The 25,782-nt window shown below is 52.9% G+C and carries 21 protein-coding genes; 11 read left to right on the top strand and 10 right to left on the bottom strand.

Annotated features, from left to right (window positions below; all coding sequences use genetic code 11):
* Positions 1-12: 12 nt before the first annotated feature.
* The 4 genes from P8S54_RS09210 to P8S54_RS09225 all read right to left on the bottom strand — a co-directional run bounded on the left by P8S54_RS09210 (position 13) and on the right by P8S54_RS09225 (position 3,972).
* A complete protein-coding gene (locus tag P8S54_RS09210) occupies positions 13-1,317 on the bottom strand; it encodes a TRAP transporter large permease subunit (RefSeq protein ID WP_009098904.1) in 1,305 nt (434 codons plus the stop codon).
* 30 nt (positions 1,318-1,347) lie between these two features.
* On the bottom strand, positions 1,348-1,911 hold the full coding sequence (locus P8S54_RS09215) for a TRAP transporter small permease (protein ID WP_281441496.1): 564 nt from the start codon (positions 1,909-1,911) through the stop codon (positions 1,348-1,350).
* Positions 1,912-1,981: 70 nt separating this feature from the next.
* Positions 1,982-2,965 (bottom strand): TRAP transporter substrate-binding protein, encoded by a 984-nt coding sequence (locus tag P8S54_RS09220; protein ID WP_281441497.1) that lies wholly within the window; start codon positions 2,963-2,965, stop codon positions 1,982-1,984.
* A gap of 17 nt (positions 2,966-2,982) precedes the next feature.
* Positions 2,983-3,972, bottom strand: a complete 990-nt coding sequence (locus P8S54_RS09225; RefSeq protein ID WP_281441498.1) for a LysR family transcriptional regulator — start codon at positions 3,970-3,972, stop codon at positions 2,983-2,985.
* A gap of 446 nt (positions 3,973-4,418) precedes the next feature.
* Between P8S54_RS09225 and P8S54_RS09230 the strand changes: the two genes are divergently transcribed.
* Genes P8S54_RS09230 through P8S54_RS09240 form a run of 3 tightly spaced genes read left to right on the top strand, consistent with a single transcriptional unit; the run spans position 4,419 to position 6,798 of the window.
* Positions 4,419-5,171, top strand: coding sequence for a 5-oxoprolinase subunit PxpA (locus P8S54_RS09230; protein ID WP_281441499.1), 753 nt, complete (start codon positions 4,419-4,421; stop codon positions 5,169-5,171).
* A complete protein-coding gene (pxpB, locus tag P8S54_RS09235; protein WP_281441500.1) occupies positions 5,168-5,872 on the top strand; it encodes a 5-oxoprolinase subunit PxpB in 705 nt (234 codons plus the stop codon). Before P8S54_RS09230 ends, pxpB begins: the two co-directional genes overlap by 4 nt.
* Positions 5,869-6,798: a biotin-dependent carboxyltransferase family protein gene (locus P8S54_RS09240; RefSeq protein WP_281441501.1), complete on the top strand. Its 930-nt coding sequence runs from the start codon at positions 5,869-5,871 to the stop codon at positions 6,796-6,798. The genes pxpB and P8S54_RS09240 overlap by 4 nt, the downstream gene beginning before the upstream one ends.
* 92 nt (positions 6,799-6,890) lie before the next feature.
* On the opposite strand, the gene katG is transcribed toward P8S54_RS09240, so the two are convergent.
* Positions 6,891-9,044, bottom strand: a complete 2,154-nt coding sequence (katG, locus tag P8S54_RS09245; RefSeq protein WP_281441502.1) for a catalase/peroxidase HPI — start codon at positions 9,042-9,044, stop codon at positions 6,891-6,893.
* 408 nt (positions 9,045-9,452) lie between these two features.
* Between katG and P8S54_RS09250 the strand changes: the two genes are divergently transcribed.
* Genes P8S54_RS09250 through P8S54_RS09270 form a run of 5 tightly spaced genes read left to right on the top strand, consistent with a single transcriptional unit; the run spans position 9,453 to position 15,329 of the window.
* The gene (locus P8S54_RS09250; protein ID WP_281441503.1) at positions 9,453-9,953 is read left to right on the top strand and encodes a GspH/FimT family protein; all 501 of its coding nucleotides are present in this window, start codon (positions 9,453-9,455) and stop codon (positions 9,951-9,953) included.
* 1 nt (position 9,954) lies between these two features.
* The gene (pilV, locus tag P8S54_RS09255) at positions 9,955-10,362 is read left to right on the top strand and encodes a type IV pilus modification protein PilV (protein ID WP_281441504.1); all 408 of its coding nucleotides are present in this window, start codon (positions 9,955-9,957) and stop codon (positions 10,360-10,362) included.
* A gap of 1 nt (position 10,363) precedes the next feature.
* Positions 10,364-11,449, top strand: a complete 1,086-nt coding sequence (locus P8S54_RS09260) for a PilW family protein (protein WP_281441505.1) — start codon at positions 10,364-10,366, stop codon at positions 11,447-11,449.
* A gap of 2 nt (positions 11,450-11,451) precedes the next feature.
* On the top strand, positions 11,452-11,895 hold the full coding sequence (locus P8S54_RS09265) for a PilX N-terminal domain-containing pilus assembly protein (protein ID WP_281441506.1): 444 nt from the start codon (positions 11,452-11,454) through the stop codon (positions 11,893-11,895).
* Positions 11,892-15,329, top strand: coding sequence for a PilC/PilY family type IV pilus protein (locus P8S54_RS09270; RefSeq protein WP_281441507.1), 3,438 nt, complete (start codon positions 11,892-11,894; stop codon positions 15,327-15,329). The genes P8S54_RS09265 and P8S54_RS09270 overlap by 4 nt, the downstream gene beginning before the upstream one ends.
* Before the next feature lie 11 nt (positions 15,330-15,340).
* On the opposite strand, the gene P8S54_RS09275 is transcribed toward P8S54_RS09270, so the two are convergent.
* Positions 15,341-16,264 (bottom strand): LysR family transcriptional regulator, encoded by a 924-nt coding sequence (locus P8S54_RS09275; protein WP_281441508.1) that lies wholly within the window; start codon positions 16,262-16,264, stop codon positions 15,341-15,343.
* A 183-nt stretch (positions 16,265-16,447) separates the two neighbouring features.
* Here P8S54_RS09275 and speB point away from each other — a divergent pair, with 183 nt between their 5' ends.
* Positions 16,448-17,359: an agmatinase gene (speB, locus tag P8S54_RS09280; protein WP_281444085.1), complete on the top strand. Its 912-nt coding sequence runs from the start codon at positions 16,448-16,450 to the stop codon at positions 17,357-17,359.
* A gap of 71 nt (positions 17,360-17,430) precedes the next feature.
* Here speB and P8S54_RS09285 read toward each other — a convergent pair whose 3' ends face one another.
* Positions 17,431-18,705, bottom strand: coding sequence for an aminotransferase class I/II-fold pyridoxal phosphate-dependent enzyme (locus tag P8S54_RS09285; RefSeq protein WP_281441509.1), 1,275 nt, complete (start codon positions 18,703-18,705; stop codon positions 17,431-17,433).
* An 838-nt stretch (positions 18,706-19,543) separates the two neighbouring features.
* Between P8S54_RS09285 and P8S54_RS09290 the strand changes: the two genes are divergently transcribed.
* Together P8S54_RS09290 and P8S54_RS09295 are read left to right on the top strand one after the other, a co-directional pair.
* Entirely contained in the window at positions 19,544-21,193 is a 1,650-nt protein-coding gene (locus P8S54_RS09290) for a sodium:solute symporter family protein (RefSeq protein ID WP_281441510.1), read from the top strand.
* A 72-nt stretch (positions 21,194-21,265) separates the two neighbouring features.
* On the top strand, positions 21,266-21,394 hold the full coding sequence (locus tag P8S54_RS09295; protein ID WP_281441511.1) for a putative transporter small subunit: 129 nt from the start codon (positions 21,266-21,268) through the stop codon (positions 21,392-21,394).
* 33 nt (positions 21,395-21,427) lie between these two features.
* Here the strand turns inward: P8S54_RS09295 and P8S54_RS09300 are convergent, their stop codons facing one another.
* The 3 genes from P8S54_RS09300 to ccoG all read right to left on the bottom strand — a co-directional run bounded on the left by P8S54_RS09300 (position 21,428) and on the right by ccoG (position 25,756).
* Entirely contained in the window at positions 21,428-22,216 is a 789-nt protein-coding gene (locus P8S54_RS09300; RefSeq protein WP_281441512.1) for an alpha/beta hydrolase, read from the bottom strand.
* A gap of 41 nt (positions 22,217-22,257) precedes the next feature.
* A complete protein-coding gene (locus P8S54_RS09305; RefSeq protein ID WP_281441513.1) occupies positions 22,258-24,000 on the bottom strand; it encodes a GGDEF and EAL domain-containing protein in 1,743 nt (580 codons plus the stop codon).
* 292 nt (positions 24,001-24,292) lie between these two features.
* On the bottom strand, positions 24,293-25,756 hold the full coding sequence (ccoG, locus tag P8S54_RS09310) for a cytochrome c oxidase accessory protein CcoG (protein WP_281441514.1): 1,464 nt from the start codon (positions 25,754-25,756) through the stop codon (positions 24,293-24,295).
* Positions 25,757-25,782 lie beyond the last annotated feature (26 nt).

Here is a 25,782-nt window from a genome sequence, read left to right on the forward strand (position 1 = left end):
TATCCCTAACGGCTAACGGTTCATTGCCTGGGGGAGATAGAGCGCAATCTCCGGAAAGACGTGCATTAGCGCAATCGCCAGCGCCATGAGCAGGAAGAAAGGCAGCGTCGCTTTGGTAATCGTAAAAATATCTTTACCCGTTAACCCCTGGATAACAAACAGATTAAACCCTACGGGGGGCGTTATCTGCGACATTTCCACAACGATCACCAGGTAAATACCGAACCAGATCAGATCAAACCCAGCCGCACTCACCACTGGCATAATAATCGCGGTAACCAGCAGGATCAGTGAAATACCGTCAAGAAAGCAGCCCATGATTAGCAGTAACAGCGTTAACGCTATTAGCAGCATGGTCGGCGAAAGCCCCATCTCACCGATGGTGCGCGCCAGCTGCATGGGCACCTGGGTAAACCCCATGGCGGAGGTGAGAAACGAGGCCCCGGCAATAATAAACCCAATCATGCAGGCGGTGCGCACGGCGGCAAAGAGCGAGCTGGTAAAGATCTCGCGGTTAAAGTGGCCGTTAAACCGGGCAATGACCATGGATAGCACTACGCCCACCGCCGCCGCCTCCGTAGGCGACGCAAGCCCCCCATAAATCGATACGATGATCCCGCCAATTAGCAGCAAAATAGGTAACAACGCCCAGGTATTGCGCAGCTTTTCAGCAAAGCTCATGCTTGATTCATCAGCGCCGGTTAAGCCGTTTCGGTTACCCTTCAATAATGCCCAGAGAACCAGATACGTCATAAACATGGCAAGGATCATCAGACCCGGCCCGATACCTGCCATGAACAAGCGCGAAATAGACTGCTCAGTGACCACGCCGTAAACAATCAGCACGATAGAGGGAGGGATCAACAGCCCCAGGGTAGAGGCACTGGCTAACGTACCAATCGCCATATTGCTGTCGTAACCTCTGCGCTCAAGCTCTGGCAAGGTCATTTTGCCCACCGTAGCGCAGGTTGCCGCTGACGAACCACACACGGCTGCAAACATACCGCTGCCGATAATATTGGTATGTAGCAAGCGTCCCGGCAACCGGTTCAGCCAAGGGGAGAGCCCCCGGAACATATTGTCAGCAAGCCCAGAGCGAAACAGTATCTCCCCCATCCAGATGAACATCGGCAGCGCGGTTAGATCCCAGCCGTAGCTTGCGCCCCAAAAATCGGAGGCTAAAATTGGACCCGGTGAAAAGGGGCTAAAAAACTCCAGCGCAATCCAGGCAGTCCCCATCAGTGCGATGGCGATCCACACCCCACTGCCCAGGAGCAGTACCAGGGTAAAAACAGTCGCTAAACTTAGTAGTAACACGGCAGATTCTCCAGGGTAGAAGCCTCAGGCTTAGTGCGTCTCGCTGTCATCAATTGCTGTAGCCTCACGAAAACTAGAGGGGTCACGAGCGGCGATACGCAGCGCCATAAACAGGGCTTCAGCAAGCGCCAAGCACAGCAGCCCTACGCTGGTCGCCAGAACAGTTTGGGGAATCCATAGTGGAATCGATAAAAAGCCCGATGAGACATCGTTGTACTGAAGGCTCTCTCGCGCCAGCTCAATCAAGCCGTAACCGAGCAGCAGGCCGATGGCTAGGGCCACAATCAAGCCAAATACTTCAAACCACACACGAATGGCCGATGGCAACCGCGAAATCAACAGCGTCACGCGAATGTGCGCGTGATGTACGAAAGTGTAGGCAAGCCCAAGGAAGGTAGCACCGACCAGTAAGTAGGCAGCCATTTCTGACACACCTGTGATACTAAGGCCCAAGCGGCCTAGCCCTACCGAAATCAGCAGCGCATCAATCAGGCGAAAGGTGACTTGAAGTGCAATTAGCGCACAGATAGCGACCATACATGCCGCAGCACCCCAAGCACCAAGGCGGTAGAGTTTGTCGAATTTAAACGTCATGTTCGTAGCCTCTTAGAGCGCGTAGATGGAAGAGACGGCAAAACGCCGCCTCTTTAACGTCACTAACGGCTTAGTTCGAAAGCTGCTCGCGGTAGGCTTCTAACGCTTGCTTGGCCTCGTCATCAGCACGCGCTTCCCAGTCGGCAAATAGCTCTGCGCCAGCGGCTTGTAACGCATCGGCAACAGCTTCGTTCGGTTCAGAGACCGTGACGCCGTTGTCAATGAGCGCCGCTATACTGGTGTCATTGTTGTCCCGGCTCATCTGCCAGCCACGCTCTTCAGCCCGCGCGGCTGCTTCCAGCAGAGCGTCTTGTGCAGCTTCATCTAAACGGTCAAAGCTACGCTGACTCATGAACACAATATTCTTGGGCAGCCACAGGTTGGCGTCGGTGTAGTCGGATACATAATCCCAGGCAGCCATGGCGTTGCCGGTCGCGCTTGACGTAATCATGGCGTCTACGCGGCCAGTGCTAAATGCCGTGGGGATGTCAGACTCTTCGGTTTCAGTTGGGCTGCCGCCCAGGTTATTCACGAAGCGCTGGGTATTGATGTTCGGCGCTCGAACGCGTAAGCCTTCAAACTGCGCAGGGTCTGTTAGCGGCTTAGCGGTGTAAATGCCCTGGGCAGGCCAAGCAACGGCGTATAAAGGAACCAATCCTTCATAAGCAAATAGCTCGGTAATCATTGGCTTAGTGGCTTCCCATAAGGCGTAGGCATCTTCGTAACTACCCGCCACGCCCGGCAATGTGTCAACTTCAAAAATCGGATCATCGTTAGAGAGCACCGAAAGGAACACCTCTCCCGCATCAATCGTGCCACGGCGTACCGATGGCTTAATTTCACCATGGGAGACTAGCGAACCACCGCTGTGAACCGTAATGGTCAGCTCACCATTGGTCGCTTCCGCCACATCCTCTGCAAACTGCTTGGTGTTTTGGGTATGGAAGCTGGCATCGCCGTAGGGAGTCGCCATTGTCCACTGGGCGGCATGTGCCGTGGCAGCGAGACTACAGGCAGTGGCGAGAAGCAGCGGAGTAAAAATGCGTGTACGCATGGGAAAAATCCTCTTATTCATATTAGTGGAGGTGTTGCTTCGGGGGTAAAAACGGAGGCATTGGGCGGCACCCAGAGCCCAGTAAAATGCGACGTTGTCATTTCCGCGTGCCTAGCGCTTGCATACTGGGTGGCACACTCCTGGGCTAGGCGTCCTACGCTGCGGCAAAAGCGCGGATGGCTGGCGCTGCGCCATATCACATCATAGTTCATTGGCGGCAAAGGCTTGGGCAGCGCGATGCGGTATAACTCCCCTCGTCGCCACTCATCCAGCACCGTGGCCACGGGTAGTGCACCTATACCCAACCCTTCGATGGTTAACCGTACTATCGTCATTAACGTACTAACGCTATGAATACGCGGCTGTTTCAGGCCTTGGTCGGCTAAATAGCGGACAAGCTCTTCATAAGGTCTGGCTAATTTACCAAAGGAGATAAAGGGTAGTGTGCGGCACCACGCATGAGGACGTTCACTGAGCATCTCGGCGTGACGAGGGGCTACAAACATACCCATCTCATAAGGGCTTAGCGTGTCGTACTCAATATGCTCTGGCGATAAGTAGCCATTCATCGCCAATAAAATATCCAGCTCGTTACTCATCAGCCGATCATTCAGCGCAGGCGAGTAGTCAACGGTGAGCTCAATCATCAGCTTGGGGTAGCGCTCGGTAAGGCGCTGCATAAATACCGGAAACCAGCTGTGAACAATAGTTTCAATTGTGCCGAGCCTTAGCGGTGCTGAAAACGCCTCTTCGCTATCAAATAGCTTCAGCGCTTCATCACGCTGTTCCAACATGCGCTCTGCGTGCAAGAAGAACTCCCGACCGCGCATAGTAGGCTGAATTGGCCGGGCCGAGCGCTCAAGCAGCAGCTCTCCCACCGTCGTTTCCAAGCGTGATATACGCTCAGATACAGAGGGCTGAGTAATATGTAAACGCACTGCCGCTTTACGAAAGGAGCCGAACCGCACTGCCCACACAAAAGCTTCGAGTTCTTTAAAATCGAGCATAATCTTGCCTAACCAGCATTTTTAAATACATTTTCTAGGATCCTGCACAGGCGCCGATGTACTGGCTTACCTTACCGTTCCATGATGCATCACCTCGCCTGTTCAGGCGTTGGCTCTGCGGTGTCTGGCTGGCGTATGCGCTTCTTTTTTGTCTTTTTATTGAAACGCTTTATTTAGTTGATAATCGTATAGAACCTCAGCGTCAACTATTTTTCCACTAAATAACAGCATGATAGAAAGTGCCGATACTTAATATCGCTAAAAACGATTGGCGCTTAGCGAGCTAGCTCCATATATTGGCTTTACACTGATAATTAACTAACTGCGATTACTATATTAGCCATTTACAAACAACAACTAATAACGCTGTTTTCTTACGCTGTTTTTTAACTACTTTTAATTAATAAAAGCTCTTAAGAGCTAATAACCCCCACCCAGGAGACGTTATGGCAATCCCGCTGCTTAACTGCGATATGGGCGAAAGCTTCGGCAATTGGTCGATTGGTCTGGATGCTGAGGTAATGCCCCACGTTGACTGTGCCAACATTGCCTGCGGCTACCACGCCTCTGATCCCCACGTTATGCGTCGTACCGTTGCTCTCGCTGCCAAACATAACGTGCGCATCGGCGCGCACCCTGGTTATCCTGACTTGATGGGCTTTGGCCGCCGCTCAATGGCCTGCTCACCCGCTGAAGTGGAAGATATGGTGCTTTACCAAGTGGGCGCGCTGGCAGGTATTTGCCAAGCAGAAGGCGCTTCGCTTCGCTATATAAAACCCCACGGGGCAATGTATAACGACATGGCGGCAAACCTTGAACTTTTGGAAGGCGTCATGCGCGCTGTTCGGGCTTACGATGCCCGCCTTCCACTGATGGTCATGGCCACGGCTGATCCTGAACCTCACCGTGAACTAGCCGCCAAGATGGGTATAACCCTTTGGTTTGAAACCTTTGCCGATCGCGCCTATGAAGCCAACGGTCACCTTGCCTCACGTCGTCTGCCAGGCGCCGTTCACCACGATCAAGCGACCATCGTCGCTCAGGCCGTGGCGCTCGCGAAAGGGGAAGCGTTGACGGCCCGCGATGGCACAGCGCTCAATCTTCCCTGCGACACGTTATGTGTTCACGGCGATAACCCGGAATCCGTTGCCGCCGTTCGCGCTATCCGAGAGGCCTTTACAGCGCTGGAGTCCGCGTGAAACTGCGTTTAGAAACAGCGGCAATGGACGCACTTACCGTGCGCCTCTTCGATGAGATCGACGAAACCAATATGGCATGGATTATTGCCGCCGATCACGCTTTACGCGAGGCCTTTGGCAATGCCCTTATAGACCTGATTCCCTCCTACACCACGTTGCTGGTGCACTACGACTGTCAACAGCTCCCTTTTGCCCAGGCCACCACGCTGATCCGCGACGCCTTACGCCATTTAACGCCTGCTGAGAACCAACACGGCCAGCTACACGAAATCCCCGTTTGGTATGACGAAAGCGTTGGCCCAGAGCTACCGCTGGTCGCTGAACGTGCAGGGCTGAGTGTTGCTGCCCTCATTGAGCGTCACTGTAGCCACGATTACTGTGTCTTCGCGCTTGGCTTCGCGCCCGGCTACGGCTTTATGGGCTTAGTGGATGAACGCTTAGCCACACCCAGGCTGAAAACACCACGCCGCCGGGTGACGGCAGGTAGTGTTGGGATTGCCGAGCGCCAAACGGCTATTTACCCACTGCCATCCCCAGGAGGGTGGAATATTTTAGGGCGTACCCCCGTGCCGCTGTTTGACTACGCCAAACGAGGCGAACCTTTATTGCGGCCAGGCGATAAAGTGCGCTTTAAAGCGATTACCAAGGCTGAGTTCGAAGCATCGGGTGGTGATACCTCGCCGATGGAGGAGCGTCCATGAGCCAAGCAATGCTAACCGTCAAACAAGCAGGACCGCTCGCACTCGTTCAAGACCTTGGGCGCTTTGGCGTGGGCCACCTGGGATTTACTCAAGGTGGTGCCGCCGATTGGATAGCGTTTCGCTGGGCCAACTGGCTGCTTGGCAATGCACCAGATAGCGCCGCGCTGGAAATCGTCATGGGCGGTAACCTAACGCTAGAAACCAACAGCGAGGTTCGCTTGGCGCTGACCGGTGCTGATTTGGCCGCTACCCTCGACGGCAAGCCGCTGGCGCCTAACCTAAGCTTTAAGCTCCAGCCAGGGCAGTCTTTAGTGTTTCGCCAGCCACGCAAAGGCTTACGCGCCTATTTAGCCTTTCCCGGCGGCTTACATGCATCTGAAGTGCTCGGCAGCCGTGCCTGCACCGCACGGGAGCAGGTTGGCGGCCTGCACGAAGATGGTAAACCACTGCAAGTAGGCGACTGCTTAACCTGGAAAGGCACTGCACCGGCGGTACGCCGTATCCCTGAACATCATGACCTGTCGATGCCCGACTCAGGCTGCCGCTTACCCATCGTACTCGGCTCACAAATCGCCTCTTTCAGTGGCCGGGGGCTTTTTCGAGCGTTTAATCAGCCATGGAAAGTGGATAACCGCGCTGACCGCATGGGCATCCGCCTAACCGGTCAACCGCTATTGAGTACACAGGGCGGTATCATCTCTGAAGGCATTCCCCTTGGCGCGGTACAAATACCCCCCGATGGGCAACCTATTGTGCTGATGAATGACCGTCAGACCATCGGCGGCTACCCGCGCTTAGGCGCGCTAACACCCATCGCCTGCACCACACTGGCCCAGTGCCTGCCCGGTACCGAGGTGTGGTTAACGCCGATGAGCGCCAGCCAAGCGCAGGAGGCTTATCGGCAACAGCTGAGCGTGTGGGCATGACCACATCTTTTGGTATGTTGTTCGCACGAAAAAGCCCGCATCTTTCGATGCGGGCTGATCACTCTATTTAAGACACATAAAGCGTGTGATGATTAGGCGATATCGAAGCGATCCGCGTTCATCACTTTCGTCCAGGCGGCCACAAAGTCTTTTACGAACTTCTCGCCATTATCATCCTGGGCGTACACTTCTGCGTAGGAACGCAGCAGTGAGTTGGAGCCAAACACAAGATCAACGCGAGACGCGGTCCACTTAACAGCACCAGTAGCGCGATCGCGGATTTCATAAGCGCTATTGCTTACCGGGTGCCACGTATTGCCCATATCGGTCAAGTTGACGAAGAAGTCGTTGGTCAACTGGCCTGCACGGTCAGTGAAGACACCATGCTTAGTACCGGCATAGTTAGTGTCTAGCACTCGCATACCACCCAGCAGCACGGTCAATTCCGGTGCTGTCAGCCCCATTAGCTGGGCGCGGTCCAGCAACATCTCTTCCGGCTTCACGATGTACTCTTTCTTCTGCCAGTTACGGAAGCCATCTGCCAGTGGCTCAAGCGGCTCGAAAGAGTCAGCATCGGTCATCTCGGCAGTGGCATCACCGCGCCCTTTCAGGAACGGTACGCGGACGTCGTAGCCTGCCGCTTTGGCGGCTTTCTCAACACCCAGGCTACCTGCCAATACGATGACATCAGCAACGCTGGCGCCGGTGTCGGCAGAGATCTGCTCATACACGCTCAGTACCTTTGCCAGACGCTCTGGCTCGTTACCTTGCCAGTCTTTCTGCGGTGACAAACGAATACGGGCACCGTTAGCACCACCACGCATGTCGGAGCCACGGTAGGTACGGGCACTATCCCAAGCGGTTGAGACCATCTCGCTGATACTTAGGCCGCTTTCTACGATTTTCTGCTTAACCACTTCTTCGCAATAGTCGGTGCTGCCTGCCGGGATCGGGTCCTGCCAGATCAAATCTTCAGCGGGGACTTCCGGACCAATATAACGGGATTTTGGGCCAAGATCGCGGTGAGTCAATTTGAACCATGCCTTGGCAAAGGTCAGCTTGAAGTACTCTGGATCTGCCATGAATTTTTCGCAGATAGCGCGATAAGTCGGGTCCATCTTCATCGCCATGTCCGCATCCGTCATAATCGGATTGTGACGAACCGAAGGATCAGTAGCATCGACCGGCTTATCTTCTTCTTTGATATCAATCGGTTCCCACTGGTGCGCACCGGCAGGGCTCTTCCTTAACTCCCACTCGTAGCCGAACAGCAAGTCAAAGTAGCCCATATCAAATTGGGTAGGGTTGGTGGTCCAAGCACCTTCAATACCGGAGGTCACCGCTTTGTTCGCTTGACCATCCATGTGCGGATTGTTCCAACCAAAGCCTTGAGTTTCTACATCAGAGGCTTCGGGCTCAGCGCTCAACGCTGATGCATCACCGTTACCATGGCATTTACCCACGGTATGACCACCGGCCGTTAGGGCAGCCGTTTCTTCGTCGTTCATAGCCATACGGGCGAAGGTTAGGCGCACATGTTCCGCGGTTTTCAGCGGATCGGGCTGGCCGTTAACACCTTCGGGGTTAACGTAGATAAGGCCCATCTGAACCGCCGCCAGGGGGTTTTCCATAGTGTCGGGCTGATTAACATCAGCGTAGCGCTCGTCAGAGGGCGCAAGCCACTCTTTCTCTGCACCCCAGTAAATATCTTTTTCCGGGTGCCAAATATCTGCGCGACCAAAAGAGAAACCGTAGGCAGGCAAGCCCATCGATTCATACGCTACGGTGCCGGACAGAATAAACAAATCCGCCCAGCTAATTTTGTTGCCGTACTTCTTCTTAATCGGCCACAGCAGACGACGCGCTTTGTCCAGGCTGGTGTTATCAGGCCATGAGTTAAGCGGCGCAAAGCGCTGGCTGCCCGTACCACCGCCCCCACGACCATCGGCAATGCGGTAAGTACCTGCTGCGTGCCATGCAAGGCGAATCATCAAACCGCCGTAATGGCCCCAATCCGCAGGCCACCACGCTTGGCTATCGGTCATCAGTGCGTGTACATCTTGCTTGAGAGCGTCAAAATCCAGTGTTCTGACGGCTTCCCGATAGTCAAAGTCAGGGTCCATTGGATCCGTTTTGCGGTCATGCTGGTGCAAAATATCCAGGTTCAGCCCCTCAGGCCACCAATCTTTGTTGGAAGTACCTGTGGACGTATTACCACCATGCATTACAGGACATTTACCACTCATCGTTATCTCCCCTTACTGCTACGTGCCTTGGCCAAACCAAGGAAACAAATGGTGAGCGTCTCTGGAAATCTCTACTTACACCATCTGCAAGCAAGAAGACGCATCACATACATAACACTGTTTTAAAGCACATTACCGATAGCTACAATTTGCATTTTCATAACGAATTCATAGCTTTTATCTATTTATTAAACAGCTTCTGTGACTAGAAGTAACCAAATTTTCATCTCGCCGACTAACAAAATTCAGCATCAAACACTTGTTTAATATTTCACTATTATTAGCTACGCTGTTGAAGGTACAATTCCTAAAAAAGATAACTATATAATCATTTTAATTGATTCCACATTAGTAACTTTATCGCTCCTCGGCAACTCTGCCGTCTACAAATGACAAGAGTAGCACTTCATGTTCACGGCAAAACGCACCTCCCTAGGCTTCACGCTGTTAGAGCTGCTGGTGACGCTTGCACTGTTTGCCGTATTAGCCACCATAGCGGTTCCGAACTTCTCACGGATTATTCAAGAAAACCGCGTCATTACCGCTGCTAATGAGTTCAAAACCGGACTAAGTTTTGCTCGCAGCGAAGCACTTAAACGCAACCGGTCCATCAGCCTTCTGCCAGCCCCTAACGGCTGGAGCGCTGGCTGGAGCGCTGGCTGGGAAGAGGGTGGCAGGAGAACTACCTTACGCACTTGGCCGCAATCGCGCGCCAGCATCACCATCACCGGCGCACCCGATCAATTTACCTTCAATAGCCAAGGGCGACTGGTAACCCCTACATTTATTGCGCCACACGTTTCTATTACGCTGGATGAGCGGGGCCGCTGCGTTCGGGTTGAACCAAGCGGCATGGCGCGCGTAATTGCTAACCGACAAGCGTGCCCACAACACAACGTTGAGCTATAGAATGCATAAAAATCAGCTAGGTATTTCGTTATTAGAGTCGCTGATTGCCATTCTCGTGTTATCAATTGGCTTACTGGGCGTTGCAGGTTTGCAAACCCAGTCGCTTATTCATAACCGTGCAGCGTACTTTGAGACCCAGGCCACCAATATGGCTCAAGACATGCTGGATCGAATACGCGCCAATAGTGACAACGCGTCAACCTATTCACTTGGGGTAGGAAGCGAAGTCAGTGGGAGTAGCTTATCTGCTGCTGATCGTAGCGAGTGGGTGGAAGACCTAGCCACTACGCTGCCAAGCGGCGAGGGAGGCATCTCCATCAGCAGTAATCGTATGCGTGTTACCGTTCGCTGGGCTGACACATCGGCACCTGATGATGTACGTCAAATCGAACTCGTCTCGGAGCTATAATATGCATCACCCTGCTGGCATGCCTAACCTTCATAACATAAGCGCATGGCATGCCTACAAGCGGCCGCTTTTTTCACCACAGGCGGGCTTCACGCTGGTGGAGCTACTGGTGGCCATGGTGATAGGTCTATTGGTTATGGTCGGCGCCGCTCAGCTCTTCATTTCCTCCCAGCAAAGCTTTCGCTTTCAATCAGCGCTTGCGGATATGCAAGACACCGGTCGGTTTGCGATGGATACGCTATCGCATGAGCTGCGTCAAGCTGACTATAGCGGTGGCTGCGCGCCTAACCAGACGACAGTTCATCTGCGTAATGTTGCCAACGCCAGCAATCCACCGCACTCCTTGGAAGCATGGAGCGATGCAAGTACCACTGCGTTCGCTGCTGATCTCACTAACCCATTAGCGGGCCAGCATGGCCTGGCATTTCGGGGCGCACTGATAACACGCACAGGCTTTGCCGATGAGTCGCTGGAAATTAGCAGTGTTGATAGTGACCAGCAGATCACATTGAACCGCTCTCTTCATAGTCTATTTAGCGGCCAGTTGGTGCTGCTACAAGGTATGCAGAGCTGCGATATTTTCTACAATACCGCCGCTAACCTCAGCCTATTGCAAAAATCCTCCAGTGGAGGGTGGCTGGGTAACGTAGCGGCAAATAATAGTCCGTGGGGTAACACGGGAGGGTTAGCCTATAGCGCTGAGCAAAATGTTTCGCTCAGCGCGCTCAGCAGCGCTATTTACTATATCGGCCAGGATGTTAATAACGCTAATACCCCTGCATTAATGCGACTAGATATAAGTCAAACAACTACTCGAAACGAGGTGCTAGCCAGCAATGTTGTCGCGATGCGAACCCGTTTTTTAGTTGATGAGCAGTACCTACCTCCTGACGATCTCGACCAAGCTCAGTGGGCAAACGTTCGCGCCATCAGAATCAGCCTCATCGTACAAAGTGATCAAGATAGCCTTCGCCGTGCCGATACCATCCTTAACGTGGGTAACTTTCGCGGCGATGACGCCTTTAGGGCTGAGGATGGTCGCCTGTATCAAGCATTTACCACTACCGTGACACTGAGGAACCGTTAAGGATGCATGAAGGGGTAGCCTCACAGCGAGGCATGGCACTAGTGCTCAGCCTGATTTTCCTCGCCATTGTGACCATTCTTAGCGTCTCCTCTATGCAGGGCGCTCTTACTCAGGATCGCATGGCCTCTAGTCAACGAGATCATACCGTGGCTTTTCAAGCTGCAGAAGCGGCCCTGCGCGATGCGGAAAATCAACTTCAAAATGGCACAACGCCAGCGACTGGTTGGGTAACCTATACAATGAATGTTGAGCAGTTGTCGCGTAACCCGCGTTACCAGGTACAAGCGCTCGGCTTTACCGGCTCATACTCCAATAACGAGCGCGGAGAAGTGCGGGAGGAGTTATACCGTATTGAAGCTCAAGGCTTTGGCAGCAGCGAAGATACAAGCGTTACCCTCGAAACCCTCTACGTTCGCCAACAGCAGGCTGAGGTGATAACGCCATGAAGTATTATCGGATCTCTGCTGTCTTCTTAACACTAACGCTACTACTTAGCTATTTTGATAACACTGCCTTCGGGATGGGTAACCGCCCTCCCCCAACGCCCCCTGATCCACCCTCACAACCAGAACCAGAGCCCCCTCCTCAGGAACCAGAGCCGGAGCCTACGCCAGACCCCGAGCCCCCCATTGGCGGTGGTGACGATCCTATTGATGAGGATTATGAAATACCAGATGACCAAACAGGTATTTCGACAGCGCCTTTAAACGTCGTTAGTCGCGTGCCCCCTAACGTACTGCTGATACTCGATAACTCCGAAAGCGGCCAAGAAGGGCTTGATGGCCGTGTAGCAGTTGGTACAGAAACAGGGGATCGTGACACCCTAGCGGCCTGCCAGCCCAATACATTTAATGCCACACTTTGCCCCGCAGGTGCCCGCTCACCGCTGAGTAAATCCAGCATTATGAAACGGGTTGGCCGCGACTTGGTAGAACGTTACCAGAGCGATATCAATATGGGCCTCATGGCCTACCAGCAGAACCCAGCGTCGCTAACACGTAATGATGCTTTTAGTGGCAATACCGTTGTGTGGCGACTAACCGAACGAGCCTTGGCAGCGCGCTACTCTAGCAACGCCAATCCCAGTTGGTACGATTCGGACTTTGATGGAGCCTGGAACGCCAGCACCAAACGCTATCGCGCAAGGCTTCCGGGTACAGTTATCTATGCGTTCTTCAACGTTGGCGTGCCCGGCTATATGTTCGAGGAAAATTTCTCGACGGGTTTACCGCGCAACGACGTTACAGAGTATTGGCGTCGTATATCTAACCCAACCGCCACCTCTGAACAGCTTTCCGAGCGCTTTCGTGGATTAACCACAGGCTTTTCAAATTCTCCCTCTATTGGCGATGGCGTCTCCTACAGCAACCCAGTGAACTCTAACTTTACGCTTCCATTAGTTGACAGCCTACGCCAACGCGGCATTCCAAACTGGGGTGCCCATACCGCTTCGATACAGCTCAACCAGTGGGAATGGCGTACCACCACTTCACCAGGGCTTGGTTATTTACATGTGCCAATAGGCGGCCTCAATGCGGATGGTACTGTTAACAATGCACACTGGGCAGCTATCGAGACCAAGTTAGGCACCCAGCGACACGAGTGGAACGGCAACGGCAACCCCATGACCGACCCAAGCTGGCCACTTGTTGCAGCTGGGCTAACACCCATTGAAGGCACCATGTATACCGCACGGGACTACTTCCTGAATAATACTGGCCCAAGCAGCGCTTTTCACAGCGCTCAAGGCCAGCGTTCCGGCATTAGCATCCCCAATATCAACAACCCTGATGCCCAGCAGTGCTTAGTGAATGCCAATATCTGGTTAACGGATGGCCTACCTTCCGTGGACCGCTCGGGTAATTCGCTAGGCAGCAACGTTAGCGGGGCACTCAACAGCGCTGAAGCCGCTATTAAGCGGCTATATGATGATACAAATGCTCAGCTTCCCAACCCAGTTAAAACGTATGTGGTGGGCTTTAACCTGCCACCAGATATTGCCAACCTGCCCAATGTATCTGAAGACCCGCTAGGGGATTTAGCCCGTGCAGGCGGCACGGGGCGTGCCTACTTTGCCAATGACGAAGCCTCCCTTAACCGAGTCATGCAGCAAGTATTCGGTAATATTATTGCCGCTTCTCAATCGAACACTTCAGCCGCAGTGAATAGCGATGAGTTTGGCGTGGAAGACGGCAATCTGCTCTATACGGCTGGGTTTAGAAGTGAAGATTGGTCGGGCCGCCTGGCCGCCTTTGCCATTCAGGCAGACGGCAGCAGAAGTAGTCGCTGGAATGCTGAAGCAGAGCTTGCTCAACAGGCAGGCAGTCGTCACTTGCTGACTTCTCAGCGGCTCGAAGATGGCACGCGCACTGGCGTATTACTTAATTCTGCAAGCACCGGCTTAACCGTTGATGAAGTGCGGTGGTTTCAGGGTGAAAGTGTTTCGGGCCTAAGGTCACGCCAATCGCTGCTGGGCGATATTATTAATGCCAATCCCGTCGTCCTGCAAGGTAAGCAGGGCCGCGCGCCGCTGTTATTGGTAGCCGCGAATGACGGCATGCTCCATGGTTTCAACGCCGCTACCGGCCGAGAGCTATTTGCTTACCTGCCTGCCGAGCTAACCCAAGGTGAAGAACCCGCCCTGCGCCCATTAACCCAAGAAGGTTATAGCCACCGTTACTTTATGGACGGCACCCCCGCCGTACGTGAGGTAAACATTCCAGAGGGGCCTGGTGCGGTCGCCGTCGGCACCATGGGCGCAGGCGGGCGAACAGTATTTGCTCTGGACGTCAGCGACCCAACCAACATGGGGCCGAGCAAGGTACTATGGGAGTTCCGCCACCCCGAACTCGGCACCGGAGTAAGCGAACCCACGATTACCCAGCTCACTGACGGCTCGTGGGTCGCTATTTTTGGCAATGGCTACAATAGCGCTAGCTACCAAGCGTCACTATTCGTGGTTAACCTCAAAGATGGCAAACTGATTGCCCATTTAAAAACAAACTCAGGTAGTGCCGAAGCCCCTAACGGCCTGGCCACGCCTACCGTTACCGCTTGGCCAAGCTTTGCAGGCGCACGCTTTGCCTACGCTGGGGATCTTGCGGGCAATATGTGGCGCTTCCCACTGACCGAGGGAAGCAGTGTCAACCAACTCTACTCGGGCAGCGCCGACCAGCCGATCACTTCCGCCCCGGTCGTGACAATGAGTAGTGGCTCTCCTGACACGCTGATGGTGCTATTTGGCACCGGCAGCTATTTCCGTAACAGTGATATCGGTGATAGCGTACCTCAGCAATTCCTGGGTATTCAGGATCGTGTAGGGCGCACCGCGACCTACGGCACGTCAGATCTGTTGACCCAGCGCATTACCGGCAATGCGTCTCGGGATGGCTTCAACTTGAGAGCGAGCACCAATCTTGCGCCTTCCAGCAACCAGCGCGGGTGGCGCATAGAGCTGCCCCCGGGCGAACGCGTGATTGCCGCGCCATCGATATCCAGCAGCCTGCCACGCCGTGTCCGCTTCTCTACACTACTCCCCGATGAGTCCGACCCCTGTGGCGGCGGGCGTAGCGGTTTCTTCATGTCGCTATTAGCCGATACCGGCGGCAGTGGCGGCTCCACTACCTTTGATCTCAGTGGCGACGGAAAGCCGGACAGCGATGCCACTATCGACGGCGATGCCATCACGGGTCTTCAAGCTGGCACAGGTGAGCGCTTAGTGGGCGTTAACGATGGGCAGGTAGAGCGCTTGTTTATCGGCAACCCCGATGACCTCAACGCTTCGCCTAATGGGGATGGGTCAATAGCTATTGGCTTTAGCGATGGCCACTTAGGCCGCCGCTCATGGCGTCAGCTGTTTGAAGAAGAGGCCGATATATAATTGCTCACACCTTATCGGCCAAAGCGCTTAGCAAACGCGGTAAGCTCATTAGCTAGCCAAGCTATCGCAGGATCATTGGCATACAGCCCGTGCTGGATCAGCGTCATGTTAAGTGCAGGGAGCTCTTGGGGTGGCACAACGATGCGCACTGGCAGCATCGTGATGAACCGCTCAGCCATTTGCCTCGGCAGGGTCATAATGGCATCGGTTAATGACACAACTCTAGCCGCCGCGATGTAATTTAGATTTTTAGAAATAACGCGGCGGCTTAGCTGATGCTGCGCTAAGCAGTTTTCGATACTACTGGGCAATAAACCACTGATATCGGCCAACTCAACATGGGGCTGACGGGCAAACTGCTCGATGGTCAGCGCCTCTCCCACGCCGTCATTATCCGCTGCAGCTAAGCAGACCAACGCTTCATCCATCCACGGTGTTTGGATGACACCTGTGGGCAATGCGCTCTGGCTATCTAACCCCACCACCATATCTACCTGGCGCTGCTCTAACGCATCGCTAAGCACGTCAGGCGTAATTAGCTCTATCGAAAAGCTGATCTCCGGCGCGTAAGTCAGCAATTGACTAAGAAAAGCCGGATACATCACCTCTTCAAAGTAATCGGTAGTGGCCAGGGTAAAGCGACGCGTGCTGGTCGCCGGGGTGAACGATTCTGGCGGGGCCAAGCCTGCTTGCAGCAGTGCCAATGCTTGCTGCACCACCGGCAGCAGCGCCAGCGCCCTTGGGGTTGGCTGCAAGCCATTGCCCGTTCGCACTAACAGCGGGTCGTCTAGCGCTTCCCGCAGCCGCTTTAAGGCGTGACTAAGCGCTGGCTGACTTAGATGCAGCTTTTCTGCCGCCCGCGTCACATGGCGCTCGCGCATCAACGCCTCAAATACCAAGAGTAAATTTAAATCAAAGTGGCGAAGCGAACGCATGGTGACTCACTATTTGCAGTACGAATGGTTTCATTCTAAACATTCATTTCATTCATTACCAAAAACGCCTTATCGTCACGCTTCTTTCGCCTCTTCCACCTCTATAGGCGATGTCACCTCCTTTTTAAGTACGTCAGGAGACGCCCTGCAGTGACCCTTTCGCACACTCTCTCTGCACCCACCATGCCCAGCTTATATGGCGATGTAATCTCAACCTTTATGGGCGTACCCAAAGCTATTGATCCCAAAGCGACCGATGCTGAGGTAGTGGTAAGCGGTGTACCCTTTGACTTGGCGTGTTCTGGCCGGTCAGGCACCCGCATGGGGCCCAACGCCATTCGTCAAAGTACCGCCAATTTAATTTGGGAAGGCAAACGCTGGCCTTGGGATTTTGCCCTGGAAGAGCGTCTGCGGGTGTGCGATGCGGGCAATCTGGACTATGCCTACGGCGAGCCGGAAAGCTTGGTAGATAACCTTGAAACCCATGCGATGCGTTGGCTAAAAGCGGATAAAAAAATGCTCACCCTGGGCGGCGACCACTACATCAGCCTCCCGCTGCTGCGTGCCCATGCTCGGGAACATGGCCCGCTGGCACTGATCCATTTTGATGCCCATACCGACACCTATGAGCAAGGCACACGCTTTGACCACGGCACCATTTTCCACCACGCCTTAAAAGAGGGGCTGGTAGTGCCTGAACACTCACTACAAATTGGTATTCGCACCAGCTACGACCGTCACAATCACCCTTACGAAGTGCTGGATGCCGACTGGGTGAACGACCACGGCGCCGCTGCGGTGTTGGAGCGCATCCGAGCCCGCGTGGGTCATCATCCGGCCTATGTGAGCTTGGACATCGACGGCTTAGACCCCGCCTATGCCCCCGGCACTGGCACACCCGTCTGCGGTGGTATGACCACTGATTTAATGCTGAAAGTGATACGCGGCATGGTAGGGATGGACTTGGTAGGAATGGACGTAGTGGAAGTAAACCCTGCTTACGACCACGGTGACATCACATCGCTTGCCGCGGCCACACTGGGGCTTGAGTTTTTATACACGCTGGCCGCGTCGAAAAGCGCTTATAGCCGTTAGCTTTCCCCTCGGCCACCGCGTATTGGCTGACCGAGCCAATACGCGGTGGCCCCTCAACGGCTTAGGCCTCTCTAGCCTTGGGAGGCGGCTAGTGCTTGGTCGATATCTGTCAATAGGTCATCAATATGCTCAATGCCAATCGACAGCCGCACCATATCCGGTGTAACACCAGCGGCCTTTAACTCCTGCTCGTTTAACTGGCGGTGCGTGGTGGATGCGGGAATAGAAGAGCAGCTCTTGGCATCGCCGATATTAACCAATCGCAAAATCAGTGATAGCGCATCGTAGAAGCGCTCACCCGCCGCTTGGCCGCCCGCAATGCCAAAGCTTAAGATGCCTGATGCCTGGCCCTGCATATAGTGCTGGGCCAGTGCGTGATCGGGATGGCTTTCAAGCCCTGCATAGTGCACCCACTCTACCTGCGGGTGATTCTCCAAATGCTTGGCGACCGCTAAGGCGTTGGCACAAATGCGTTCGATGCGCAGCGACAGTGTTTCTAACCCCTGCAACAGATTCCAGGCGGCTTGGGCAGAGAGCGCTGCCCCCATGTTGCGCAGTGGCACCACGCGGGCACGGGCAATAAAGGCCGCCTCCCCCACATCGCGGGTATAGCTAACACCGTGATAGGAGATATCTGGCTCGTTGAGTAGCGGGAAACGGCTAGCGTTTTCCGCCCAGGGGAATTTTCCTGAATCAACGATTACACCGCCCACCGTAGTGCCGTGGCCACCGATATATTTAGTCGCCGAATGGACGACGATATCCGCCCCGTGTTCAATGGGTCGAAACAAAAACGGCGTTGCGGTGGTGTTATCAACAATGACCGGCACCCCATGGCGATGGGCTGCGTCAGCAAGCTTTTTAAGATCCACCACCCCACCGGATGGGTTACCAATACTCTCGCAGAACACCGCTTTGGTGCGCTCATCAATCAGGGCTTCAATGCCATCAATATCATCTTTATCGGCAAAGCGTACTTGGATACCTTGGCGCGGGAGCGTGTGGGCGAACAGGTTATAAGTGCCGCCATACAGCTCGCTGATTGAGACGATATTATCGCCCGCCTCGGCAATGGTTTGAATGGCATAGGTAATAGCCGCCATGCCAGAGGCCACCGCTAGGCCCGCGATGCCGCCTTCCAACGCGGCTACCCGCTGCTCCAGCACAGCGCAGGTTGGGTTCATAATACGCGAGTAAATATTTCCTTCTACTTTCAAATCAAACAGATCCGCTGCGTGCTGCGCATTATCAAAAGAGAAAGAGGTGGTCTGATGAATCGGTACAGCAACGGCGTTTTGTGAATCAGGCGCATAGCCATGATGGAGGGCAATGGTTTCAGGCTTCATAAGATAGGCTCGCTGGTTGATGAGAAGTCATTATTGATCTTAAACAAGCGTCACCCATAAGCCAATTAATGCCACAAAATAGACGAAACACTTGTGAGCATGACACCCCCAACATATAGCCGTGCCATATGAAAAACTTATTTTTTATCTTTAACGAATTAAAAAATAATTATTACTTATAAAAAAATCTAGCAAGTAAAAGCAAGAATAATAACAACACAACCATTCATTAAATTATTTTTCAACCAGCAATCAAGACTAAAAAACCATTGCTTTATAATAAATAACACAACCAATAAAACTGCTTAAAAAAGCCACCAAACAACACATAGCCAATATTTACAACACTTGTCTTAACACTTTTAAAATTAGACAAAGTAGACATTTTTTGCCTTGCAGCTTAAGGTAGGTGCCCCTTAGGTTTGGAATTATCAGCTAGTGAACCTACTGTAACGCCCAAAATGGGGCGTACCATTTTGCCTTATTACACGCTGGATCATTGGTATTTTCGACTCCCTGCCCGGTGCAGATGCCATCGATATAAGAGGGAATCCATGTCAAGCCTCTACTCAGGCCACTACTCAGATGAGGGCCGCTGCATGCCGCGACGCCCGCCCCCCCTACTAGCCTGCTTTGGGGTAATGCCGCTCTAAGGCACCTTATTGCCGTCATTCGCCCACCGCGATAGCCCATGGGGTATCGCACGGTGTGCTTGCTGCTTTTTCTAAACGCACGGCTTTAGTGTTCGCGCACGCCCCCTTTTTAAAAAAGGCGCCGGGTACGTTGCTCTGTTTAACGTGCCGTCGACGTGTTCATTTCACTAACCAAGAGACTAGCCTTGAATAGCGTATCGTTATATCAATTCTCGACCCTCACCGTTATTTTATTAATGCTTGCCTTCTACGGCGGCACCTATCTGATAACCCAAGGCATCCGCAAAAAAAACGAAGATGCTGATGCGTTTATGGTCTCCAATCACCGCGTTGGGTTTGGTATGGGGGCCGCCAGCATGACCGCCACCTGGATATGGGCGGCCTCCTTCTACGCCGCCGCCACTTCTGGCTATATCTATGGTGTTTCAGGGCCCATCCATTATGGATTGTGGGGCGCGCTGATGATTCTGTTTATCTACCCCTTTGGGCGCCGCTTTCGAAAACTGGCGCCCAACGCCCATACCCTAGGGGAGCTGATCCACGCGCGCCACGGCGCCTCTAGCCAGCTAATTTTGGCACTCTCGAACGTGCTAGGCAGCGTGATTAGCCTGATGGTGAATTTCACCGCAGCGGGGGCACTGGTATCCGTGCTTTCCCCGCTTTCCTTCCAGGCAGGCGTGATAATCGCCGGCATTGGCGTACTGCTTTACACGCTGCAATCGGGTTTCCGTGCTTCAGTACTCACTGACTTTGCGCAACTGGTAGCCCTCATGGTGATCGCCATTGTGATCATACCGGCCGTGTTCTTCGCTATGGGCGGCCCTTCTGAGCTGGTTGCCGGTTTGGAGAACCTAACGCCTCAACAAAATAACTTCTTCTCTACGGACGCCATTCTCAATCAGGGGGCGCCCTTCTTCGTCGCCGTACTGGCCTACGCGATTGGTAATCAGACGATTTCTCAGCGCTTATTCGCGGTCAACGAGAAGCACATCAAGTCCACCTTCCTGACGGCCACCGTGGGTTACGGCGCTATCGTTATCGGCCTGGGCATGATCGGCTTAATGGCCCTAACGCTTGGCCTCCAGCCACTTGATGGGGATATGAACAACCTGATTCCCCAGATGGTTTCTGAGTATTTGCCGCCGCTGTTTATTGCCTTGTTTTTCATTCTCGTCATCGGGTCGCTGTCGTCGACGGCGGACTCAGACCTTTCGGCGTTATCGGCGATTATGATGGCGGATGTGTATGGCAAAAACATTGCTAAGGGCAAGGCAAACCCCAAGCGCATGTTACTGATAGGAAGGCTCACTATGATTACCGCCACGGTGGTTGGCATTGTGTTTGCCAGTTTCTCACTGGATATTTTGGTGATGTTAGTGTTCGTCGGTGCGCTGTGGGGAGCGATTGTTTTCCCCGTCATCGCCAGCTGCTTTTGGGATCGAGTGACCAATGCCGCCTTCACTACCTCGGTATTAACTGCCATGGTGCTGTTCTGCATCGCGCGGTTTGAATTAGTGCCATTAGGAGGCTTTGGCGGCCTGTTCTTCGAACTGCTTGCCAGTATTGGTGGTGGGGTGATTATCGGCCTTATGGTGTTTGGTTTTCTTGGTCGCACCGCAGGCTTCATCGCGGCGGTCCTGGCAATGCTCGCCATGCTGATCTTCGCTACCGGCTTCCTACGTGACTACACCGTGCTCCTAGCCTCACTTACCGCCTACGGCACCAGCACCTTGGTGTGTGTGGTCATGAGTCTGACCAGCCGTCAAAAGCGCTTTAACTTCAAGCTTATCAACGAGCGTGTCGGTAACTACGAGCCAGCGGCAGAGCCACGTTAATACCGTCTCTCCCTCAAATACGCTGCGGCACCACCCAATGGCGCCGCACTCGCCACTAAGGAATTTACCGCTATGACAACTGCCTTTGCGTTTTATGTGCTCATTTGGCCAGCGTTAACACTGGGAGTTTTGTTCGTTATCTGCCGGGCCGTACTTCAAGACCGCCGCCAAGCACGTAAGGAAAAGCGCGAGCTTGTTTAAAAGCAGCCCATTGTGCCTGCAAAATGACAGCGATTAGTCATCGAGCCAGGCCTGAATTTCTCGCAAAACAAGCGCTGGGTGTGTCATGTGGATACAGTGCCCTTCGCTTTCCATTATGCGCAGCGTGCTCTGAGGCATCTGCGCATGGATGTAACGACCGACTTCCGGGTTGGCAAGCGCATCATCTTGGCTTTGAAGCACAAGCGCAGCGTGCTGTGCTTGTGGCAGTAAATGGCGATAGTCTGAAAAGAACGTAGCCTTCGCGAATGTCTTCGCCAACACCGGATCGGTAGAACAAAAACTGCTTGAAAGCTCATCAATAAATACCGGTGCGTTTTCACCTCCCACTACAAGGGGTGCTAGGTAATTAGCCCACCCCATATAATTGCGCCCCATAAGATCAATCAGCTCTTCAAGGTCGTGTTTTTCAAAACCACCGTAATAGCCCGGCGGCATATTTAAAAAACAGGGCGATGGGCAAATCATGACGTGACTGGCGAAACGCTCTGGGCTAGCAATAGCGGCAAGCAAGCCAATACTGGAACTAACCGAGTGTCCTACGAAATGCACGTCGTTAAGGTCTAGCGCTTCACATATCTCGTTTACATCGAGGGCATAGCCTTCCAGCGTACTATAGCGTGATTCACTAAAAGCGGATGCTTGCGAGTGACCTGACCCTACATAGTCAAATAACACTAGCGTGTAGCGCTCTTTTAAATGGGGTGCAATATATTGCCACATACTTTGATCACAGCCAAAACCGTGGGCTAGCATTAGCATTTTCTCGCCAGACCCCATAACCGTTACATTATTGCGCAGCATCACCTGCTCTTTCGATAGCACGCTAAAACCACTCCCTTACGTCAAATAACATTACGGTTAAACTTCTTTTTAAATCCTTGCTGATGCCACTCATCCATCCAGTCTGGGAAGTCTTGAGCAGGCATAGGATGAGCAATAAAATACCCCTGCCCACACTCACAACCAAACTCAATAAGCTGTTGGCTATGCGCTAGCGCCTCAACACCTTCAGCAACTACATCACACTCGAATGCTCGCGCAAAACCAATCACCCCTTTTAGGATGGCTCGGTCACCGGTACTGGTCAGCATGTTCTGCACAAAGCTACGGTCAATTTTGAGCGTATCGACCGAGAGATCTCTGAGATGGCTTAAAGAAGAATAGCCTGTGCCAAAATCATCTAGCGAGATTCGGATTCCCATCACTCTGCAAGCATTCAGCACGGAGTAGACATGCCCCACATCTTCGATAGTGCTTGTTTCAAGCACTTCAAGCTCAAGCCGCTGCTTAGGTAAGCTTGGAAAGTCCGCAAGTATGTTGCTTAAATCATGAAGAAAGTGGGAGTGCTGCAAGTGATACCCGTCGATATTAACGCTGACGTGTACATCTAGGCCCTGTTGAAGCCAGGTTTGCAGCTGGCGAAGTGCACTGGTAATAACCCACCGCCCTAACGCTACGCCCGTAGAGGTATTAGTGAGCACGGGCAAAAAAGTTACCGGTGCCTTTAACCCTTCACTGGGGTGGTTCCAGCGTATGAGTGCTTCAACCCCCAGCACTCTCCCGGTCAGCATGTTGATCTTAGGTTGGTAGTAAAGCTCGAACTCGTTAGCCTCCATGGCCGCTTTAATAGCAGATAGTTCTGACTGTTTACTTTGTTGAACGTGTTCATTGTCCACATTAAATAAGCAGATTTGATTCTTGCCTGACAGTTTAGCTTGATACATCGCTTGGTCAGCTTGTCGAATCAAGTGATCCGGCTCAACCTCTTTCGACTGCGGGTATAACGTAACGCCGATACTGGCTGAAAGCGTTAACAATACGGAGTCTATCTCAAAGGGCTCAGCAAGCTTGTTAATAAGCCGCGAAAGCGACTCCTCTACTAAGCGCGCACTAAAGCGACCATTTAAAAAAATAACGAACTCATCACCGCCAAAGCGGGCAATTACGTCATCACTTCTTAGATTACTGGCTAAACGCTTGGCGACGAGCTGAATGACCTTGTCACCCACATGATGCCCATAGCGGTCATTGACCTCTTTGAAGCCATCAAGGTCCACAAACGCAAGTGCAAATGCCATATCATCTTTTTTTTGTTCGATAATTTTCTGATCAAGATGCTTAGCCATAGCAGTACGGTTAGGCAGGCCCGTTAACTGATCCGTATCAGAGATCCTACGCAGTAAAGACACCTTCTGCTCAAGCAGCTGCTTGGTTTCCGTCAGCTCCTCAAATAATCGATCAGAGCGGCGGGCACTGCTAATACTCCAGAAAAATTTTCCGTTAGCGCTGTCATCGCACAAAATACTAACCACTATCGGCAAAGCAGTGTTGCAGTGGCTCACCATACACAGCCGGATTTCATGGCACTTTCTTTCTCGCACCAAAATAGGCACTAAATAAGTGTCATACATAATCTGTGACGCTTTACTCAGCAAGGTAAACAAATCGGCGCCCAACAGCTCATCGGTTGAATAGCCGTGATACTCCTCAAGATAGCGGTTGCAGTAAAGAATGCGTCGCTTACTGTCGGTAATCATGCATCCCACTGGGAACGTATCGAGCGAAAATTGGTTGGATGTGTACATGATCGACCTTGGACAATGTCACGATGATTCATAGTAAACTCTCTATAGTTCCATATAGTCCCTGATAATTAGCTAGGTTGCTATTTTTATGGCGTAACCAATTGATACTGGCTAAAAAAGATATCTAACCTAAGTAGCTAAACGTAGCTTAGTGTATTAGTGGTATCGCGATGCTCTCAAAGGGTGAACATTTCGAGAGAGTAATAGAGTGACAACGGCGCCTTTTGGTAGGCGCCGTTGTCACAGTGGTGCAAGTCGTTAGATGCTTAGCTTGATGCTTAATCGCCAGCGACTACTTCACCATAGGCCCTAAAAATCGGGTTTCGTTAGCACTTATTATCGAAGGGTCACCTAGCGCGATGAAGCGCAACTCGACAGGGTGGCTAGGCTGTGTCAGGTCAGCTGCATCTGCCGTTAAGGCGACCCTTAAGCTGCGTGTCTCGTTAGCGCCTACCTCTATGGTGTCCATCCCCTGCAAGCGCAGCCCCGGCAACCCCGATACTGATAACGCATAGCGATGTGTCTGGCTATCTTGATTACGCAATGTCAAATTGTAGTAATTGATAATGCGCCCCTCCGCCGTGCTTTCAAACAGCGTTTGACGGTCCCGAACTACGTCAACATCAATGGGTACACGGGTATTCAAAAAGTCGACGAGCAGCACCACCATGGAGAGCAGCGCTACGGCATACACAAGCAGCTGAGGGCGCCAGAAGCGTGTCAGTTGACCCTCCAGCGCACGTTCTGTGGTATATCGGATAAGCCCAAGCGGTTTGTCAATGCGCGTCATCACACTGTCGCACGCATCGATACACGCGGCACAGCTAATACATTCGTACTGCAGGCCATCACGAATATCGATACCTGTCGGACAGACCTGAACACACAGCTCACAGTCGATGCAGTCGCCAGCGCGGGATGTCTCTGTGCCCGTCTGGGGGTGTTTGCGGCGCGGCTCACCGCGGACGGCATCATAAGAAACGATCAGTGTATTGGCATCAAACATTGCCGACTGAAAACGCGCATAAGGGCACATATGCAGGCATACCTGATGGCGCAGCCAGCCCGCGTTAAGGTACGTAAAAACCGTGAAGAAGCCGATCCAAAATAGCGCCCAGGGGTGCGCCGTCAGGCTGACAACATCCACTACCAATTCTCTAATCGGCGTAAAGTAACCGACGAAAGCAATCCCCGTTGCCAAGGCAATGAGCAGCCAAGCCGTATGTTTAAGGCTCTTGCGCCATAGAGTCACCAAACGCCGCGGCGCTTTATCCCGGCGTATGCGACGATGCCGCGGCCCCTCCAAGCGGTGCTCAAACCAGATGAATAGAAACGTCCAAACGCTTTGCGGGCAGCTATAGCCACACCATACACGCCCAGCCACCACGGTGATCAAAAACAGGCCGAACGCGCACAGCACTAATATCCAGGTCAGCAAGATAAAGTCCTGTGGGTAAAACGTCGCCGCAAACAGATGGAACTCTTGGGCAGACAGGTCAAACCATACCAGCGGCCTATCCCCCCAATTAAACCATGGCAAACCAAAATAGAGGGCCATTAACAACCAATTTGAGCGGCGCCGGATGCGCTGAAAAAAACCACCTATTTCTCGTACATAAATATGCCCAAGCGTGGGGGGCTTATTAGGGGAAGGAGGGTTGCTAGAAGCGTAGTGACGGGAAGCATGAGACGAAGGTGAGTGATGCTCAACCGCTGCCTCAGCGGTTAGGTTGTGCAGTGGAATGCGTTGCGTCATACCGATATCCAGAAAAGAAGGAGTGG

This window comes from Halomonas sp. M1, assembly GCF_029581375.1.
Lineage (GTDB): Bacteria > Pseudomonadota > Gammaproteobacteria > Pseudomonadales > Halomonadaceae > Vreelandella.

Coding starts and splice junctions, on each gene's coding strand:
- P8S54_RS09220 (WP_281441497.1), bottom strand. CDS start 2,965: ATGCGTACACGCATTTTTACTCCGCTGCTTCTCGCCACTGCCTGTAGT.
- katG (WP_281441502.1), bottom strand. CDS start 9,044: ATGAGTGGTAAATGTCCTGTAATGCATGGTGGTAATACGTCCACAGGT.
- P8S54_RS09225 (WP_281441498.1), bottom strand. CDS start 3,972: ATGCTCGATTTTAAAGAACTCGAAGCTTTTGTGTGGGCAGTGCGGTTC.
- P8S54_RS09300 (WP_281441512.1), bottom strand. CDS start 22,216: ATGCTGCGCAATAATGTAACGGTTATGGGGTCTGGCGAGAAAATGCTA.
- P8S54_RS09265 (WP_281441506.1), top strand. CDS start 11,452: ATGCATGAAGGGGTAGCCTCACAGCGAGGCATGGCACTAGTGCTCAGC.
- P8S54_RS09250 (WP_281441503.1), top strand. CDS start 9,453: ATGTTCACGGCAAAACGCACCTCCCTAGGCTTCACGCTGTTAGAGCTG.
- P8S54_RS09240 (WP_281441501.1), top strand. CDS start 5,869: ATGAGCCAAGCAATGCTAACCGTCAAACAAGCAGGACCGCTCGCACTC.
- P8S54_RS09270 (WP_281441507.1), top strand. CDS start 11,892: ATGAAGTATTATCGGATCTCTGCTGTCTTCTTAACACTAACGCTACTA.
- P8S54_RS09215 (WP_281441496.1), bottom strand. CDS start 1,911: ATGACGTTTAAATTCGACAAACTCTACCGCCTTGGTGCTTGGGGTGCT.
- P8S54_RS09285 (WP_281441509.1), bottom strand. CDS start 18,705: ATGAAGCCTGAAACCATTGCCCTCCATCATGGCTATGCGCCTGATTCA.
- P8S54_RS09295 (WP_281441511.1), top strand. CDS start 21,266: ATGACAACTGCCTTTGCGTTTTATGTGCTCATTTGGCCAGCGTTAACA.
- speB (WP_281444085.1), top strand. CDS start 16,448: ATGCCCAGCTTATATGGCGATGTAATCTCAACCTTTATGGGCGTACCC.
- P8S54_RS09230 (WP_281441499.1), top strand. CDS start 4,419: ATGGCAATCCCGCTGCTTAACTGCGATATGGGCGAAAGCTTCGGCAAT.
- P8S54_RS09260 (WP_281441505.1), top strand. CDS start 10,364: ATGCATCACCCTGCTGGCATGCCTAACCTTCATAACATAAGCGCATGG.
- pilV (WP_281441504.1), top strand. CDS start 9,955: ATGCATAAAAATCAGCTAGGTATTTCGTTATTAGAGTCGCTGATTGCC.
- ccoG (WP_281441514.1), bottom strand. CDS start 25,756: ATGACGCAACGCATTCCACTGCACAACCTAACCGCTGAGGCAGCGGTT.
- P8S54_RS09305 (WP_281441513.1), bottom strand. CDS start 24,000: ATGTACACATCCAACCAATTTTCGCTCGATACGTTCCCAGTGGGATGC.
- P8S54_RS09275 (WP_281441508.1), bottom strand. CDS start 16,264: ATGCGTTCGCTTCGCCACTTTGATTTAAATTTACTCTTGGTATTTGAG.